Below are 17,090 nucleotides of genomic sequence, written 5' to 3' on the forward strand. Positions count from 1 at the left end.
ATATAGAGACTTACTTCCCGACCGATGGAAAAAGCAGTAGCAGCATTTGTTTAATCAGCTGTTACTGCTTTTTTTTGATTATGCAAGGTATAAACGCGGAGCCGCTTACGATTTTCACAGATTTTCCAGGTGAAGAGTGGTGAAGAGTCGAGCGCAACTCTTCACCCGTGCAAATTCCTTAAATACAAGCATTTATACCACATTCGTGAAGAGTGAAGAGTGTTTTTGAAAGTGGCGTACTATTACGACGGATGGCAAAGAAGGAGCAATTTACATTTCAAGTTTCTCAAAAGAGGGAAATGATTGAAGTTAAAGAAGTTATCACTCCCTCTTACTTCCCTAACTTAACTTCCCCACTTTTTCTAGCTGTACGGGAGAAGTTTTCCGCGAAAAGTTTTGGAGATTAGGAGATAAAGTATTATCTTTGCCATCAGATTCAAAAACGAATAATCAAACTGAGTTATGATAGTAAGACCAAAGCGCATTTATCGCAAGCGCATACCATACGGTATGCAGAATTTTGAGGATGTCATCAAAGAGGATTGTTACTATGTGGACAAGACTCCTTTCATAGAGCAAATAGAAGAATCCAACAAGTATTTCTTCTTCATTCGCCCTCGCCGTTTCGGCAAGACACTCACCCTCTCCATGCTTGAGAATTACTATGATATCAACAAGAAAGACAAGTTTGAGGAAATCTTTGGCAAGCTTTACATCGGGCAGAATCCTACACCAGAGCATAATACTTATCTCATCATCCGCCTCAATTTTGCCGAGGTGGCAGCAGGATTGGACGATTATAAGGATGGACTGGACAACCATTGTCGCCTTGTATTCAATTTCTTCTGCGACATCTATGCACATATTCTTCCTGCTGATACCAAGGAAGGATTGGAAAAGGAGCCTGATGCGGTATCCAAGTTGAGGTTTCTTTGCCAGAAGTGCCAGGAGGTAGATAAGAAGATTTATCTCTTCATCGATGAGTACGACAACTTCACCAACATGATTCTTGCCCATGAGGAGCATCTTATGAGGTATCGCAACCAGACCCACGGAGAGGGATACTTGCGCCAGTTCTTCAACACCATCAAGGGTGCGGCTGGCAATACCCTGGGCAGAGTGTTCGTCACAGGAGTAAGCCCTGTGACCATGGATGACCTGACCAGCGGATTCAACATCGGAACCAACTATTCCCTAAGCCCAAAATTCAATGAGATGACGGGATTTACCGAGGAAGAAGTGAAAGAGATGCTGGATTATTACGGCAGCGTACTGCCGTTCAATCATACCACCGATGAGCTAATCAAGGTGATGAACCCATGGTACGACAACTATTGCTTTGCCGAGGAGAGGTATGGTGAGACCACCATGTACAACTCGGTGATGGTACTCAACTTCGTAGACAACTATATTGACAACGAATACCAAATTCCGAAGAGAATGGTGGAGACCAACATCCGCATCGACTATGACAAGTTGCGAATGCTCATCCGCCACGACAAGGAGTTCGCCCATGACGCCAGCATCATCCAGCAGTTGGTAACCCAGGGATTCGTGACAGGTACGCTCAATGAGAACTTCCCTGCCGAGCGAATCAACGACCCAGACAACTTCCTCAGCCTGCTGTTCTACTTCGGCATGGTGACGATAGACGGAACATACAAGGGTGAGACCAAGTTCATCATCCCGAATGAGGTGGTGCGTGATCAGATGTACACCTACCTGCTCGACACCTACAAGGAGAACGACTTGGTATATGATAGATATAACAAGGGAAAACTGGAGAGCAAACTGGCATACGATGGGCAATTCAAGCCATACTTTGAGTATATCGCCGACTGCCTGAAGAAGTATTCCTCCCAGCGAGACAAGCAGAAGGGAGAGGCTTTCGTACATGGCTTCACTCTGGCGATGACGAGCCAGAACAAATTCTATCGCCCTATCTCTGAGCTGGACAATGACGGCGGCTATGCCGACATCTTCCTCTCTCCGCTCTGTGACATCTACAAGGACATGGTGGATTCATACATCATTGAGCTGAAATATTGCAAGAGCCAGACCACAGATGAGCAAGTGAAAAAGCTCTTCGAGGAGGCTTCTGCTCAAATCTCCCGCTATGCGGAGAGTGATATGGTCAGAGAGGCGGTAAAGACCACAAAGCTCCACAAGCTGGTAGTTATCTACCGCGGAGCGGAAATGGTGGCTTGTGAGGAGATATAATTACCGGAAAAGAATAAAAGATTCGACAAAAAATAAAATGATGAAATGATGAAAGCAAAACATATCTCTTATCTTATCGCATGCATGCTCATGTTATGCAGCCTGAATACTCAGGCGCAGAATGCATTCCCCTACCCTGCGCTGCCTGATACGCTGCGCAGCGTAGAACAGCGCGCTACCTACCTCAGCGAGCACTACTGGGACAACTATCAGTTTGCTGATACTACCCAACTGAAAAACGAGGAGATTACAGAACAGGGATTCGTCAACTTCATCGATATCCTCGCCCGTTTCAACGACGAGATCGCCCAGAAAGGCATCAGCGCCTTCACTGCCAAGCTTACGCACAGAAGCCTGCCAAGGAGAAATTCGAGAGCCTGATAGAGCATTATTTCGACGACCCACAGTCGCCGATGAGAAACGACAGGGTATATAGCTTCTTCCTGGCGGAAATGAAGAAGTCGCCTTACTTCGATGAAGCGGAAAAGGAACGCATCGACTTCAAGTGGAAGGCGGCACGGAAAAACCTGCCAGGCACCAAAGCTACTAACCTCTCCTTCAAGCTGGAAGATGGAAAAATGCATCAGTTGACTGACTATCAGAATGAAAAGGTGATACTCTACTTCTATGATCCGGAATGCGAGAATTGCCACAAGGTTACGGCGTGGCTGAAAAAACAGACCATTCCTGCTGAATACAGAATGCTCAGAATCATTGCAGATGATCAGATTAGTGCTACTTACAGCATCAAGCGATGCCTACGATTTACTTATTAGACAAAGGAAACATCGTGGTTTTAAAGGACTGTACGCCGGAACTGCTCATCAGCGTAATCAATAACAATTAATAAAAAAAAACTAGACTGGTCGTCTGAGCGACGCTCAACTTATTATCATTTACATTTACATTTACTATTATTCAATTACATTATTTAATCACACTTTATTATATTTTCTATTCTACCTATTTATATTGAATCATAATCGTAAGGTATTGTATTGATCATATACCCTATCTTATTTCGCCTTTGAAGAGTCGTAATGCATATTGAACTCCTCGCGAGTGTGGTCGTTTCTCTTAACTACGATCACATAGTCACCATCCTTAACTATTCCAACCTTCGCAACAAGTGTGAAATAACCATACTTACCAGACTTGCCGTAATCGCCTGTCTCGGTGATGATAATCTTGTTGCCAACTAACTGAGAGTCAAACTTGATATTTGTGCCCTCATCGAAGATTACATTCTTGTGAGTCAACTGCAACTGACCACCAGAAAGAACCTTGCATACCAGCTTCTCGTTGTTCTCACCATTGATGTTAGAGGTTTCATTTACCTCAGCACCGGTTGTCTGTGAATAACTGAGCAGTGAGAAGTTTGACTTTGTTGTAACGGTGTTGACACGTGTTGTTGTATCGCCCGTCAAATCATCGTCAGCCGCACTGCAGCTTACTAAACCCAATGCCATCATACAAGTGATGACCATTCCAAAAAACTTTTTCATATTTTATCATTTACTAATTGTTATTCAATCATTTAAACCTGGTCTCCTCTTACAAGCATCTGCGGGGTTGCAGCACTCTGGAAGACTTCCAAAATAACCTTTCGGCCTAAATCATCTTTTACAATATACAAATGATATACAAGAATATTAAATGTACTTCTAACATTTGTTCGACTGCAAAATTAGAGAAAAAGTAATACGCTCCAAACTTTTTAAGTTAAATAATGTAAAGATACGGAACGTTCACGCACACAACGATTCTGTTACATAACAAAATGATAGAAAAGCGAAAGAGAGATGAAAGAAAGGCGAAAGAAAAGGGCAAGAGAGATGAAAGAAAAGGGCATTAAAAAAGCGGGAACCCCGAAGGATTCCCGCTATTATTTTGGGTTGATAAATCTCGAAGATTAGTCGAGGTTAGCCAACTTGTTGTCAGAATGAAGAACATCCTTGATCTTGTGGCTATAGAGGTCAACCATGTACTCACGAGCCTTACCGCAGTACTGACGTGGGTCGAAGTACTCTGGGTGAAGAGCAAATGTCTCACGAACACCTGCTGTGAAAGCAAGACGAGAGTCAGAGTCGATATTGATCTTGCAAACTGCGCTCTGAGAAGCCTTAGTCAACTGCTCCTCTGGGATACCAACTGCATCTGGCAACTTGCCTCCGTACTTGTTGATGATATCAACATACTCCTGAGGAACTGAAGAAGAACCGTGGAGAACGATAGGGAAACCAGGAAGCTGCTCCTCAACTGCTGCCAATACGTCGAATGCCAATGGAGGAGGAACGAGGTGACCAGTCTTAGGGTCACGTGTGCACTGCTCTGGCTTGAACTTGTAAGCACCGTGAGAAGTACCGATAGAGATAGCCAATGAATCAACACCTGTACGTGTAGCGAAATCAACAACCTCCTCAGGCTTTGTATAGTGAGACTCCTCAGCTACTACGTCATCCTCAACACCAGCGAGGACACCGAGCTCACCCTCTACAGTTACACCGAACTGATGAGCGTAATCAACAACCTTCTTTGTCAATGCAATGTTCTCCTCGTATGGAAGTGAAGAACCGTCGATCATTACAGAAGAGAAGCCGAAATCTACACAGCTCTTACATGTCTCGAAGCTATCACCGTGATCGAGGTGGAGAACGATCTCAGGATGGTTGCAACCCAACTCCTTAGCGTACTCTACAGCACCCTCTGCCATATAACGGAGCAAAGTAGGGTTAGCATACTTGCGAGCACCCTTAGATACCTGGAGGATAACTGGTGACTTCAAGTTTGAAGAAGCCTGGATGATAGCCTGGAGCTGCTCCAAGTTGTTGAAGTTGAAAGCAGGAACGGCCCAACCGCCCTTGATAGCTCTTGCGAACATTTCCTTAGTGTTCACAAGACCGATTTTCTTGTAATCTACTGCCATAATTGTTATTAATTTTATTGTTTAATGAAACATTCTATTCATTTTTATCTGGTGGATTCTAAACGCCCCCACCATAACCGAGTGCAAATTTAACTTTTTCTTTTGAGACAGCAAAAAATATGCTTACTTTTTCGTGTTACAAGCGAGTTAAAAAAGTTAATTCCCCCTTTTTAGTCGTCTAAAACCCCTTATTTGCTAATTGCACTTTGCAATTTGTACTCCCGAACGGCATAAGCCAAGACGATGAGGAAACCGATAAAAGGTACCACGAAAGGCAGGGTGACATGGGTGGTATCGGCGATCATTCCCATCAGCAGGAAGCCGCATCCACCTATCGGAGTCATCATCAGGAGCGAGGATGCCGACTTGGTGAGATTGCCCAATCCCGTGAGGGCGATGCTGAAGATGGTAGGGAACATGATTGCCTCGAAAAGATAGTTGCCCACCAGGGCTACCAGCGATACGATGCCCAGATCGCAAAGCACCAGTCCGATGCAGACCACGCTGCCCACGGCACAGATGAGAAGCATGGTGGTTGCCTGGATATGGCGCATGATCCAGCTGCCCAGGAATCTGCCTACCATGAAGAACGCCAGGGCAAGGGTGAGGACGAGAGAGGCGGTGCGGTCGCTCATCCAATGCATGCCGGTGACGAAATTGATGAAGTAGGAATTGATGGAGATCTCGGCTACCTCGTAGCTCAGGAGGGCCAAGAGACCGAAGACGAACATCCTGTGGTTGGCAAAGAGCTTGGCGATATTGCTGCCCTTCGCCTTGTCTTCCGTCGTCTGCTGGTGCTGGATTTCTGGCAGATCGACACGGGAGAACACCACGGCGATGGCAAGCACCAGAACGCCCAAGATGGCATAAGGTATGACCACATTGCCGCCCTGCTGCGTATCATTGAAGAGGAACTGACCGATGCAGAAGGTGGCAAAGATGCTGCCCAGTCCATTGAACGACTGCGAGAGGTTCAATCGGCTGGTAGCAGTCTCCCTGGCACCCAGTTCGGTAACGTATGGATTGGCGGCTGTTTCGAGGAACACCAGTCCGCATCCGATGACGAAGAGGCAGAAGAGGAAGGCAGAGAAGCTGCCTATCGCTGCCCCCGGAATAAAGAAGATGGCACCCAGACCGAAGAGCAGGAGGCCAAACACCACGCCCCGGCGATAGCCATACTTATTGATGAAGATGCCCGCCGGTATAGCCATAAGGAAATAGCCCAGATAGGTGGTTACCTGGATCATTGCCGACTGGGTGATACTGATGTGCAGGGCATTCTGGAAGTGCTTGTTGAGCACATCGAGAATGGCACGCGCGAAGCCCCACAAGAAGAAGAGCGACGTGATGAGAATGAACGGGACAAGATATTTCTTGTCGCTTACTGAATGGTTTTCTGTTTCTTGGTTCAACATTTTTTTATTCTATTTCTTTTTTACTGAACACTTTTTTATTCTTGATGCCGGCAGTGCCGGGAGCCTATTCCTGCGGATGCAGGACAGCTCCCTCCTGCTTCTTGCCATCCATCAGGATTCTGAGCGGACGGTCGAAGCGTACATGGCGCACATACTGCGTCTCTTCTACAGCCGGCATCGCATCCAATATCTCCTTGTTTACGAAGCCTCCCTCCCCGGTATTGGTATCTACCGTGAAATAGCCCACGCCGAAAGAGGTGAGGTTTTGGAAGAAGTGGGTGCCCTGACTCGGATCGATGTTGTAATTCTTCAAAGCCACCTCTACGATGACACGGGCGGCACTGATATGCGGCCACTTGACCGGTACGCCTAGGTAATGATCACTCGATCCCCAGCGGCCCGGACCTATCAGCACATAATTCTTGCCATCTGCCAGGAACTTGCGGTTGATGCGCTCGATATCATCGGCTACATAGAAATTGTTCATCGCCGAGAATTGGTCATCGTACTTCACATACACCACATCGGTGACATCCTCGCTGATGCCATGGCCCAGGGAGTTGTGGGAACGGAGCAGACAGTCGGCATCCGGTATCGCCCTGACATCCTCGTCGAGCATCTCCTTGGCATCCACGATCGGACGGATCTGGAGGAGATAGAAATCGCAGGTCTTGTCGGCATGGATATTGCAGGCAAACTCAATCTCCACCGGTCGGCGCATCGCCTCGGAACCGCACTTCATCGACATCTGCATGAGTTCCGGCAGGGGTACCACATCGTGCTGGAGCACTCCGGCAAAGGTGATGAGCTTGCGGCCGGTTTCATACACGCCGTCGTTGATGACCTGATCGTAAGGGTCGAAGGTAGAGGCGATGTAGTTGAGACTCTGGTCTTCTACCGCATCCTTCACACGGAGCTTGAGGATATTGAATCCGTCATCCACCTTGAAGTCATCGCCCACATGCTTCATGTCGAGAGCATAGAACTGGGTCTGGGTATCGCGCAGCGCCATCTCCGTCTCGGAAGTCTGCAGCACCTGATGCGGATGATACGGACAGACGCGGAGGGTCTGACCGCCATCCACGATATACTTACCCAATCCGAGGGCAAGACTGGCAATACCCTCCTCTGCCTCCTCATCGCCGATAGGATAATAGTTGAGCGAACGGAGCACGCCACTCATCGTAGGATAATAGCGGGTGCCGTAGTCCTTGCCCACCACCTCCTGCAGGATTACCGACATCTTCTCCTGGTCGATGACGTTGCGGGTGGCGGTCATGTATGCCTTGGAATCGCGATAGAACACCGAGGCATACACGCCCTTGATGGCGCAGGCGAGCATCTGCAGCATCTGATACTTATCCGCGAGATAAGGTATCATATAGGTGGAATAGATGCCGGCGAAAGGCTGATAGTGGGCATCCTCGAGCAGCGAACTGGAACGGATGGCGATAGGACTCTTCGTTGCCTCGAAGAAGGTGAAGAAGTCGGCTATCAGCGAATCGGGCAGCTGCGCATGGAGGAAGTGCTTCAGGATTTCATCATCGCTGGTATCGCTCAAAGCTATCGGATAGAGATTGTTGCTCATCATGAACTCGTCGAAGATATCGGTACAGAGCACCACGGTCTTCGGAATCTGCACGGTGGCATTCTCATACTGGTTGAACTCAGGATGGCGCTTGATGATGTTGTCGAGGAAGGCAAGTCCCCTGCCCTTTCCGCCCAGCGATCCTTCGCCGATGCGGGCAAAATGGGCATATTTATCGAACTTCATACGGTCGAACACGGCAACCACGCCCAGGTTCTTCATGTGACGGTACTGCACGATGGCATCGAAGATGATCTGTCGGTGGGCATCCACATCCTGCAGCTTCTCCCAGGTGACGTGCTTCAGGAAGGCGGAAACCGGGAAGATGGCACGGGCACAGAGCCAGCGGCTCATGTGGTTGCGGCTGATATGATAGAGCATCGAATCGTTGGGGATGTTGAAGATGTTATCCTGCAACTCCTTCAGACTGCGGATGCGCATGATTTCCTCGTGGTTTTTCGGATCGCGGAAGATGAAATCGCCGAAGCCCATGTGCTCCTCCATCAGGCGACGGAGATCCACACTCATCTTCTTGGAGTTCTTATCTACAAAGCGGAATCCCTCGGCTTCTGCCTTGGCACGGTTGTCGCTCTCGGAACTCTCGATGATGAGCGGCACGAACGGATCGGTCTTGCGGATGTAACGGAAAAGGCGCAATCCGGCATCAGGACATTTCTCACGTCCGAAGGTATCGGTGCCGTGCTCGGGATTCGCCTCCTGCTCCACCTCGTTGCCGAAAGCCTTGGCAGCACTCTTCAACGGGAACCGGGCATCGCTGATGACACCCAGGGTGTTGTTGGAATACTTATCGTAGAGTTTCTGCGCCTCTTCGTAGGTACGGGCGAGCACCACCTTCGGACGGCCACGCATTCGCATCGTGGCAGCATGGCGGTTGAGGGCTTCCTTGGAAAAATTCTTGCTCTGCTCGAGGATATAGTTGTAGAGGTTGGGCAGGATGGAACTGTAGAAGCGCACGGAGTCTTCTACCAGGAGTATCATCTGTACACCTGCCTCCCGGATATCGTGCTCCAGGTTCATCTTATCCTCAATGAGCTTGATGATGGAGAGGATGAGGTTGGTGTTGCCCAGCCAGCAGAATACGTAATCGAAGATGCTGAGGTCTTCGTTCTCCATTCGCTTGGTAATGCCGTGGGAGAACGGGGTGAGTACCACGCAGTGGATATTCGGGAACTTGCCCTTGATATCGCGCGCCACATCGAAGGCATCGTTGTCGGCATTGCCCGGCATACAGATGACGAGGTCGATGACGGTGGAGCGCAGCACCTGGGCTGCCTCTTCGGTGGTTGAGACCTGGGTGAAGGTTGGGGGGTAACGGAGACCCAGCTCCATATACTCATTATATATCTTCTCCTCGATGCGTCCATCATCTTCTAGCATGAACGCATCGTAAGGGTTGGCTACAATCAAGACATTGTAGATACGTCGCATCATGAGATTGACAAATGATACGTCTTTCAAATAGAACTTATTCCACTCTTGGGGTACATTATTTTCCATATGTGTAGCGAATTATAGTGCAAAGATACTGATTTTCTGAGATTTTCTTGCATTTTTCATCATTTTTTTATATATTTGCAAGCAAAATATCGAGAAGTTATGAAAAGAAGATTATTTATCATAGCATTATTGAGTACATTTCTGAGTACATTATCATGCATCCCATGCTGCGGCCAGAAGCATCAGCGTGGCAAGGCATCCTATTACTCTAAACGTGCCACGGGTGCCAGGTCGGCAAGTGGACAGAGAATCCACCATGACAGTCTAACGTGTGCACACCGTTATTATCCCTTCGGCACGATGCTGAAGGTTACGAATCTGAGAAATGACAAGAGTGTAATCGTTGAAGTGATCGACCGTGGTCCGTTCGGAAGGGGAAGAATCATCGACCTTTCCTGGGCTGCCGCGAAAGAAATCGACATGATTTCGCAGGGTGTGGCTACGGTGAAGGTAGAAAGACTGGATAACCCTGTTCCTTTCAAGCCTGAGGATAGCAAGCTCCCGAAGATAGATTTCGAAATGGCTGAGTTTGAACCCGACCATTATTCGAAAAGAAGGAAAAGGCAAGGGAAAAGGCTGAAGTCAAGGTCGAGGCAAAGGAAAAAGCTAAAGCCAAGGTCGAAGCAAAGGAAAAAGCCCCTCATCATCGCCATGCGCCCTGAAAGGGCAAAAGCCCTAGCACCAACACGCCCTGAAAGGGCAGAAGCTCCTAGCCCAGGGCAACACCCTGGGTAAACCAGCGATGTACAATACGCCCTGAAAGGGCAAAAGCTTTATACTCCCCCGAAAAAAGAAAAAAGCAAGAACCAGCAATCAAGCCGTTTCTTGCTTTTTTGATTTTATGTTGCAACTACTAGGGGATTATTATCTCTTGGTAGGGATATTGAATTCATTGACCTTGGAAATGGATTTGCCCTCATGAATCACACTCACACAGAACCGTGCCATTCCATCCTTTAACTTTCTATCCGCTTTCACCATTGCGGTGTACCGAACACCCGATCCTGGGGAAATCTTCTCGACATGGATACTAGGCGAAATGAAGATATGCTTGTTTCCGGTGGTTTCAACCACGGTTGGAACAACATCGTAAACCGGCTCATGACCTCGGTTGACAATCTCGAATATCACCTTGCAGGTTTCATTGCGATTCAAACAATTATCTTCGTTGTCATCAACAAACCGGGCATTAACAATCTCCAAGGTAGGAGAATAGGAGAATCGGGCACCAAGCTCCTCAACGGTAGCAGTCGGCATCGAAGTAGTAGGCTGCTGGGCACTGTAATCGCCGGTATAGTCCTTGCCCTTGAAATCATAGAGACGGTCATCACCCCCATTGTTGGAATCAAAGATCTCCGGATTATCAGTTACGGGAGTATTGCTGTAATCACTTCCGGAGCGCCGCTCTACTCTATCCTGCTTGTAAGCTGCTTTACGGTCAGCCTGCGCCTTATCTGCCTGACTTCCGATGACAGCACCTACAACAGCACCGCCAGCCATGCCGATGATGGTTCCCATATCAGAACCTCTAGGTCCACCAGATAATCCACCGATAGCAGAACCGAGAATGGAGCCGATGGAACCTCCAGCGTAGGCTCCACTGCCAGTATATGTATCGCAACTGCTCATCACCAGCGAAGAACAGAGCATTAAAAGTATCACCTTTTTCATAACCCTATCATTTAATTCTGCTGCAAAAGTACAACTATTTATTGAAAACATCAAGAAAGAATCCCTAAATAACGTTAGGGAATCCCCTAAATCCGGAAAAGCAGAACTATCAAACTAAAAAAAAAAGCGCCTCTGTCTAACGACAGAAGCGCTTAAATATAGTGAGATCTTTTGTAACTTATTCAGCTGCGGCCTCTTCAGTTGCAGGTGCCTCAGTTGCAGGAGCCTCCTCAGCCTTAGTTGCCTTACGACTACGACGAGTCTTCTTAGCAGCAGCCTTAGGAGTCTTAGCCATGTTCTCATCAAAGTCAACAAGCTCGATGAAAGCGATCTCAGCTGCGTCACCCTGACGGGTACCCAACTTGATAACGCGAGTGTAACCACCAGGACGGTTAGCTACTTTCTCAGCTACCTCACCGAAGAGAGCCTTCACAGCGTACTTGTTCTGAAGATAACGGAAAACAACACGACGTGATGTAGTAGTATCATTCTTTGAACGTGTGATCAGTGGCTCAACATACTTCTTAAGAGCCTTTGCCTTTGCGAGGGTCGTAGTGATTCTTTTGTGCTCACTCAAGATAAGTGATGCAGCCATGTTAGCCAACATCGCGTTACGATGAGAAGCAGTACGACCTAAATGGTTGAATTTCTTATTGTGTCTCATTTTAATTTTTGTTCTTTTTGGACAAAGGATGCATTAAGCATCCTTGTCTAATTTATACTTTGAAATATCTGTTCCAAAAGACAGATTCAGACTCTCGAGCAAATCATCAAGCTCTGAGAGCGATTTCTTACCGAAGTTGCGGAACTTCAAGAGGTCAGTCTTGTTAAACTGAACCAAATCACCCAAGGTATCTACATCAGCTGCCTTTAAGCAGTTGAGCGCACGAACACTGAGGTTCATATCTACGAGACGAGTCTTGAGCAACTGGCGCATATGAAGAACCTCCTCATCAAACTCCTGGTTGGTATCCTGATCAGGACTCTCCAGGGTAATCTTCTCATCAGAGAAGAGCATGAAGTGATAGATAAGGATCTTCGCAGCCTCTTTCAGCGCATCCTTAGGACTAATGGAACCATCTGTTGTAACTTCGAGTACGAGCTTGTCATAGTCGGTCTTCTGTTCAACACGATATGGCTCAACCGCATACTTTACGTTACGGATAGGGGTGTAGATGGAATCGATTGGGAGAACGTTAACGTCTGTGCAGAATTGACGATTCTCATCAGCAGGCACGTATCCACGTCCCTTATTAATTGTCAGATCAATCTGCATCGAAGCTTTGGAGTCTAAATGACAAATCACCAAATCAGGGTTTAACACTTCAAATCCAGTCAGATACTTGCCTATATCACCAGCCTTGAATTCTGTAGAATTCTCAACGGTGATACTAACTTTCTCATTCTCGAATTCTTCTACTACTTGCTTGAATCGAACTTGCTTGAGATTCAAGATAATGTTGGTAACATCTTCCTTTACACCAGGCACAGAAGAGAACTCGTGCTCAACACCCGCGATGCGGATGGTGTTCACAGCGTAACCCTCCAATGATGAAAGGAGAATGCGGCGCAAGGCGTTACCGATGGTAACACCAAAGCCAGGCTCCAACGGACGGAACTCGAACTTTCCGAACTGGTTGTCAGCCTCCAGCATTACTACTTTATCAGGTTTTTGAAATGCTAATATCGCCATTAATTTAATGATTTATTTAGAGTACAACTCAACGATTAACTGCTCCTTAATATTCTCTGGAATGTCAGCACGCTCTGGCTTGTGCAAGAACTTGCCACTCTTAGAATTATCGTCCCACTCAATCCATGGGTACTTGCTATGATTGAAACCAGCAAGTGCTGCCTCGATAACCTCGAGAGACTTAGACTTCTCACGAACGGCAACTACCATACCTGGCTTAACTGCAAATGAAGGGATATTAACTACCTTGCCATCAACAGTGATGTGCTTGTGACCCACCAACTGGCGTGCAGCAGCACGAGTAGGAGCGATACCAAGACGGAATACCACGTTGTCGAGACGGCACTCGAGATTCTGGAGCAGAACCTCACCAGTAATACCATCAGCCTTAGCAGCCTTCTCAAACATATTACGGAACTGACGCTCTAATACACCGTAAGTGTACTTAGCCTTCTGCTTCTCTGCCAACATGACACCGTACTCAGACATCTTGCGACGACGGTTGTTGCCATGCTGTCCAGGAGGGAAGTTTCTCTTGGACAAAACTTTGTCTGCGCCGAAGATTGGCTCACCAAAACGACGCGCAATTTTAGATTTCGGACCTATATATCTAGCCATAATATTTATAAAATGCTATATTGTTTGTATCAATGAATGCAATTATACACGACGACGCTTTGGAGGGCGACATCCGTTGTGTGGTAATGGAGTTACGTCAACGATCTCAGTTACCTCGATACCTGCACCGTGTACGGCACGGATAGCAGACTCACGACCGTTACCTGGACCCTTTACGTATGCCTTAACCTTGCGAAGACCAAGGTCGAAAGCTACCTTTGCACAATCCTCTGCAGCCATCTGAGCAGCATAAGGAGTGTTCTTCTTAGAACCACGGAAACCCATCTTACCAGCTGAAGACCAAGAGATAACCTGACCCTCGTTGTTAGCAAGAGATACAATGATGTTGTTGAATGAGCTATGTACGTGAAGCTGACCGATTGCGTCAACACGTACGTTTCTCTTCTTAGATGTTGCTTTTTGCTTTGCCATAATTAATTTCCTCCTTAGAATTACTTAGTAGCCTTCTTCTTATTAGCAACAGTCTTCTTCTTACCCTTGCGAGTACGAGCATTATTCTTTGTGCTCTGACCGCGAACTGGAAGACCATTACGATGTCTAACTCCACGATAGCAACCAATATCCATCAGTCGCTTAATGTTCATCTGGATCTCTGAACGGAGATCACCTTCAACCTTGAACTCAGCGCCGATAATTTCACGGATCTTGGCTGCCTGATCGTCAGTCCACTCGCTGACTTTCAGGTCACGGCTTACACCTGCCTTATCCAATATCTTTGCTGAACTACTTCGACCGATACCATAGATATAGGTCAATGCGATTTCGCCACGCTTATTCTGGGGCAAATCTACTCCAACAATTCTTATTGCCATTGTTTAATAAAAAATTAAAAAATTAATACTTTGCGTTAAAAGCGGTGCAAAAGTACAACTTTTTTTTTAAATAGCCATACTTTTACAGAACTTTAACATTAGCCCTGACGCAATTTCATCTTAGGGTTCTTCTTGTTGATAACGAAGAGACGACCCTTACGACGTACGATCTTGCAATCAGCTGAACGCTTCTTCAATGATGCTCTTGTCTTCATAACCTTATATGTGATAATTATTTGTATCTAAAAACAATTCTACCCTTAGTCAAGTCGTATGGACTCATTTCCACCTTCACCTTATCACCAGGTAAAATCTTAATGTAATGCATTCTCATCTTACCAGAGATGTGGGCAGTAATGTCAACACCATTCTCCAATTCAACGCGGAACATAGCATTTGATAATGCCTCTACAATTGTTCCATCTTGCTCAATAGCGGCCTGTTTTGCCATAATTAAATTTTTTGTCCTTCTAAATGTTCAACTTCTACGAATGAAGATAAAATTTCAGCTTTACCTTTTCGAACAACAATTGTATGCTCAAAATGAGCAGCTGGTTGACGATCTCTAGTAACTATGCTCCACTTGTCGGGGAGCAAGCCAATTTGACGGTCGCCCATTGTTATCATCGGCTCTATAGCCAAGCACATACCTTCCTTTAACAGAATGCCGGAACCACGACTGCCGTAATTACGAACAGGAGGATCCTCGTGCATAGCCCTGCCAATGCCATGACCTGTTAGCTCTCGTACTACACCATAGCCATATTGCTGGCAATGTGTCTGTACGGCGTAACCAATATCACCCAAATGCTTTCCTGCCACAGCCTGTTCGATACCCAGGTACAAAGATTCTTTAGTTACCTTAAGGAGTTGTTGAACATTGGAAGATATCTCTCCAACAGCGAAAGTATAGCAACTGTCACCGTTGAAACCTTCTAAAAGGGTGCCGCAGTCGATGGAGATAATATCACCATCCTTCAGCACGTCCTTCTCACTAGGAATACCATGTACTACTACATCATTGATGGAAGTACATATACTAGCGGGAAAAGGCTCTCCATAAGGATTAGGAAAATTCTTGAACGTTGGAATCGCACCGTGATCACGGATGAACTCCTCAGCTACCCTATCCAAATGGAGAGTCGTTACACCTGGTTTTATATGTTTACCTAATTCCGCAAGCGTTGCACCAACAAGTAGGTTAGCCTTGCGCATCAGGTTAATTTCATCCTCTGTCTTCAGAAATATCTGCATTTCAAAAGATAAAGATTAATATGCAGCAACACCACCCTGACGAGTATGGCCTGAATTGAGAAGACCATCATAGTGGCGCATAAGCAAATGACTCTCGATCTGCTGCAATGTGTCGATCACAACACCTACCAAAATCAACAGAGAAGTACCTCCGAAGAATTGTGAGAAGGCCTGCTGCACATCAAGAAGTCCTGCAAGAGCTGGCATAATCGCAATAAATGCTATAAATAATGAACCTGGTAAAGTAATACGAGACATTACGGTATCAATGTACTCAGCAGTATCCTTACCTGGCTTAACGCCTGGAATGAAACCATTGTTACGCTTCATATCCTCTGCCATCTGAGTTGGGTTCAATGTAATCGCAGTATAGAAATATGTAAACGCAATCACGAGGGTTACGTAGATTACATTATAAAGTAAACTGCGGTTATCCATCAGCTGCTGCACAACGCTGCTTGCATTTTCAGACTGGTAGCGAACTACTGCCAATGGAATAAACATCAAGCCTGAGCAAAGATGATAGGCATTACGTTGGCTGCGAAAAGCTTCAATGGGATGTACTGACGTGCACCGCCATACTGCTTGTTACCAACCAAGCGCTTAGCGTACTGAACCGGAATCTTACGAGTACCCTGTACCAGAAGAATTGAGGCACAAACTACAGCGTAGAGAATGAGAATCTCAACAATGAACATGATCAAACCACCACCTGAGATAGCCTGCAAACGAGAGGTCATCTCCTGTACGAATGCCTGAGGCAAACGAGCGATGATACCAATCATAATGATGAGAGAGATACCATTACCAACTCCCTTATCCGTGATACGCTCACCAAGCCAGAGAATAAACATACTTCCTGCTGCAAGGATGATAGTAGCTGGAATCATAAAGACTGTCCAGCTAATACCCGTTGCCAAAGCGTTAGCAGCCTGCATCTTCAAATTCAGAAGGTAACTAGGAGCCTGAAAGACCAGGATGGCTACTGTCAGGACTCTAGTGTACCATTGTATTTTCTTGCGACCGCTCTCGCCCTCGCGCTGCATCTTCTGGAAGTAAGGTACAGCGACAGCAAGAAGCTGCATAACAATTGAAGCTGAGATATAAGGCATAATTCCCAATGCGAAGATAGACGCATTAGAAAATGCACCACCAGAGAACATGTCCAAAAGCGACATAAGACCGCCTGAGGTCTGCGACTGCAATTTTTCCAACATGCTCGGATTGATACCCGGAAGTACCACAAACGAGCCAAAACGGTAAATAGCCGTAAACAGAAGAGTAATGAGGAGTCTCTGACGGAGGTCCTCAATCTTCCAACAGTTCTTTAGTGTCTCAATAAACTTTTTCATTA

Annotated in this window: 15 protein-coding genes and 2 pseudogenes; 3 read left to right on the forward strand and 14 right to left on the reverse strand. The window is 46.5% G+C overall.

The genetic code is table 11. The annotated features are described in order from the left end of the window. The first annotated feature begins 462 nt into the window (after positions 1-462). Both DW830_RS06805 and DW830_RS17065 read left to right on the forward strand, forming a co-directional pair. Complete coding sequence (locus DW830_RS06805; protein WP_199656076.1) at positions 463-2,220, forward strand: ATP-binding protein; 1,758 nt, start codon at positions 463-465, stop codon at positions 2,218-2,220. 90 nt (positions 2,221-2,310) lie between these two features. Continuing rightward, positions 2,311-2,996 (forward strand): annotated as a pseudogene (locus DW830_RS17065) (DUF5106 domain-containing protein). Between the two features lie 240 nt (positions 2,997-3,236). Here DW830_RS17065 and DW830_RS06820 read toward each other — a convergent pair. From DW830_RS06820 to DW830_RS06835, 4 genes are all read right to left on the reverse strand, one after another. Continuing rightward, positions 3,237-3,725, reverse strand: coding sequence for a hypothetical protein (locus DW830_RS06820; RefSeq protein ID WP_147327873.1), 489 nt, complete (start codon positions 3,723-3,725; stop codon positions 3,237-3,239). Between the two features lie 407 nt (positions 3,726-4,132). Next, positions 4,133-5,146 carry a class II fructose-bisphosphate aldolase gene (locus DW830_RS06825; protein WP_119249373.1) on the reverse strand — a complete coding sequence of 338 codons (1,014 nt, stop codon included), beginning with the start codon at positions 5,144-5,146 and terminating at the stop codon, positions 4,133-4,135. Positions 5,147-5,334: 188 nt separating this feature from the next. Further along, entirely contained in the window at positions 5,335-6,561 is a 1,227-nt protein-coding gene (locus DW830_RS06830) for a sugar MFS transporter (RefSeq protein ID WP_119249374.1), read from the reverse strand. Between the two features lie 64 nt (positions 6,562-6,625). Further along, complete coding sequence (locus DW830_RS06835) at positions 6,626-9,667, reverse strand: PEP/pyruvate-binding domain-containing protein (RefSeq protein WP_119249375.1); 3,042 nt, start codon at positions 9,665-9,667, stop codon at positions 6,626-6,628. Between the two features lie 99 nt (positions 9,668-9,766). On the opposite strand from DW830_RS06835, the gene DW830_RS06840 reads away from it, so the two are divergent. After that, on the forward strand, positions 9,767-10,402 hold the full coding sequence (locus DW830_RS06840) for a septal ring lytic transglycosylase RlpA family protein (RefSeq protein ID WP_119249376.1): 636 nt from the start codon (positions 9,767-9,769) through the stop codon (positions 10,400-10,402). A 129-nt stretch (positions 10,403-10,531) separates the two neighbouring features. On the opposite strand, the gene DW830_RS06845 is transcribed toward DW830_RS06840, so the two are convergent. From DW830_RS06845 to secY, 10 genes and pseudogenes are all read right to left on the reverse strand, one after another. After that, positions 10,532-11,338: a hypothetical protein gene (locus DW830_RS06845; RefSeq protein WP_119249377.1), complete on the reverse strand. Its 807-nt coding sequence runs from the start codon at positions 11,336-11,338 to the stop codon at positions 10,532-10,534. A gap of 178 nt (positions 11,339-11,516) precedes the next feature. Beyond that, positions 11,517-12,002, reverse strand: a complete 486-nt coding sequence (gene rplQ / locus DW830_RS06850) for a 50S ribosomal protein L17 (protein WP_089543910.1) — start codon at positions 12,000-12,002, stop codon at positions 11,517-11,519. Positions 12,003-12,035: 33 nt separating this feature from the next. Beyond that, on the reverse strand, positions 12,036-13,031 hold the full coding sequence (locus DW830_RS06855) for a DNA-directed RNA polymerase subunit alpha (protein WP_089543911.1): 996 nt from the start codon (positions 13,029-13,031) through the stop codon (positions 12,036-12,038). A gap of 12 nt (positions 13,032-13,043) precedes the next feature. Next, positions 13,044-13,649, reverse strand: coding sequence for a 30S ribosomal protein S4 (gene rpsD, locus DW830_RS06860; protein WP_119249378.1), 606 nt, complete (start codon positions 13,647-13,649; stop codon positions 13,044-13,046). Between the two features lie 42 nt (positions 13,650-13,691). Next, on the reverse strand, positions 13,692-14,081 hold the full coding sequence (rpsK, locus tag DW830_RS06865; RefSeq protein ID WP_089543913.1) for a 30S ribosomal protein S11: 390 nt from the start codon (positions 14,079-14,081) through the stop codon (positions 13,692-13,694). A 20-nt stretch (positions 14,082-14,101) separates the two neighbouring features. After that, entirely contained in the window at positions 14,102-14,482 is a 381-nt protein-coding gene (gene rpsM / locus DW830_RS06870) for a 30S ribosomal protein S13 (protein WP_117662532.1), read from the reverse strand. 98 nt (positions 14,483-14,580) lie between these two features. Continuing rightward, a complete protein-coding gene (gene rpmJ / locus DW830_RS06875) occupies positions 14,581-14,697 on the reverse strand; it encodes a 50S ribosomal protein L36 (protein ID WP_006848814.1) in 117 nt (38 codons plus the stop codon). 17 nt (positions 14,698-14,714) lie between these two features. Continuing rightward, positions 14,715-14,933, reverse strand: a complete 219-nt coding sequence (gene infA, locus DW830_RS06880; protein WP_006848815.1) for a translation initiation factor IF-1 — start codon at positions 14,931-14,933, stop codon at positions 14,715-14,717. A gap of 2 nt (positions 14,934-14,935) precedes the next feature. Next, positions 14,936-15,736 carry a type I methionyl aminopeptidase gene (map, locus tag DW830_RS06885; protein WP_119249379.1) on the reverse strand — a complete coding sequence of 267 codons (801 nt, stop codon included), beginning with the start codon at positions 15,734-15,736 and terminating at the stop codon, positions 14,936-14,938. A gap of 15 nt (positions 15,737-15,751) precedes the next feature. Further along, positions 15,752-17,088, reverse strand: a pseudogene (gene secY / locus DW830_RS06890) (preprotein translocase subunit SecY). Positions 17,089-17,090 lie beyond the last annotated feature (2 nt).

Origin of the sequence: Prevotella sp. AM34-19LB, assembly GCF_003468525.1 — a bacterium.
In the GTDB taxonomy this organism is placed as follows: domain Bacteria; phylum Bacteroidota; class Bacteroidia; order Bacteroidales; family Bacteroidaceae; genus Prevotella.

What these genes read in the sequence shown, in the direction of transcription:
- DW830_RS06805 (WP_199656076.1), top strand. Translation starts at nt 463, where the DNA reads ATGATAGTAAGACCAAAGCGCATTTATCGCAAGCGCATACCATACGGT.
- DW830_RS06820 (WP_147327873.1), bottom strand. Translation starts at nt 3,725, where the DNA reads ATGAAAAAGTTTTTTGGAATGGTCATCACTTGTATGATGGCATTGGGT.
- DW830_RS06825 (WP_119249373.1), bottom strand. Translation starts at nt 5,146, where the DNA reads ATGGCAGTAGATTACAAGAAAATCGGTCTTGTGAACACTAAGGAAATG.
- DW830_RS06830 (WP_119249374.1), bottom strand. Translation starts at nt 6,561, where the DNA reads ATGTTGAACCAAGAAACAGAAAACCATTCAGTAAGCGACAAGAAATAT.
- DW830_RS06835 (WP_119249375.1), bottom strand. Translation starts at nt 9,667, where the DNA reads ATGGAAAATAATGTACCCCAAGAGTGGAATAAGTTCTATTTGAAAGAC.
- DW830_RS06840 (WP_119249376.1), top strand. Translation starts at nt 9,767, where the DNA reads ATGAAAAGAAGATTATTTATCATAGCATTATTGAGTACATTTCTGAGT.
- DW830_RS06845 (WP_119249377.1), bottom strand. Translation starts at nt 11,338, where the DNA reads ATGAAAAAGGTGATACTTTTAATGCTCTGTTCTTCGCTGGTGATGAGC.
- rplQ (WP_089543910.1), bottom strand. Translation starts at nt 12,002, where the DNA reads ATGAGACACAATAAGAAATTCAACCATTTAGGTCGTACTGCTTCTCAT.
- DW830_RS06855 (WP_089543911.1), bottom strand. Translation starts at nt 13,031, where the DNA reads ATGGCGATATTAGCATTTCAAAAACCTGATAAAGTAGTAATGCTGGAG.
- rpsD (WP_119249378.1), bottom strand. Translation starts at nt 13,649, where the DNA reads ATGGCTAGATATATAGGTCCGAAATCTAAAATTGCGCGTCGTTTTGGT.
- rpsK (WP_089543913.1), bottom strand. Translation starts at nt 14,081, where the DNA reads ATGGCAAAGCAAAAAGCAACATCTAAGAAGAGAAACGTACGTGTTGAC.
- rpsM (WP_117662532.1), bottom strand. Translation starts at nt 14,482, where the DNA reads ATGGCAATAAGAATTGTTGGAGTAGATTTGCCCCAGAATAAGCGTGGC.
- rpmJ (WP_006848814.1), bottom strand. Translation starts at nt 14,697, where the DNA reads ATGAAGACAAGAGCATCATTGAAGAAGCGTTCAGCTGATTGCAAGATC.
- infA (WP_006848815.1), bottom strand. Translation starts at nt 14,933, where the DNA reads ATGGCAAAACAGGCCGCTATTGAGCAAGATGGAACAATTGTAGAGGCA.
- map (WP_119249379.1), bottom strand. Translation starts at nt 15,736, where the DNA reads ATGCAGATATTTCTGAAGACAGAGGATGAAATTAACCTGATGCGCAAG.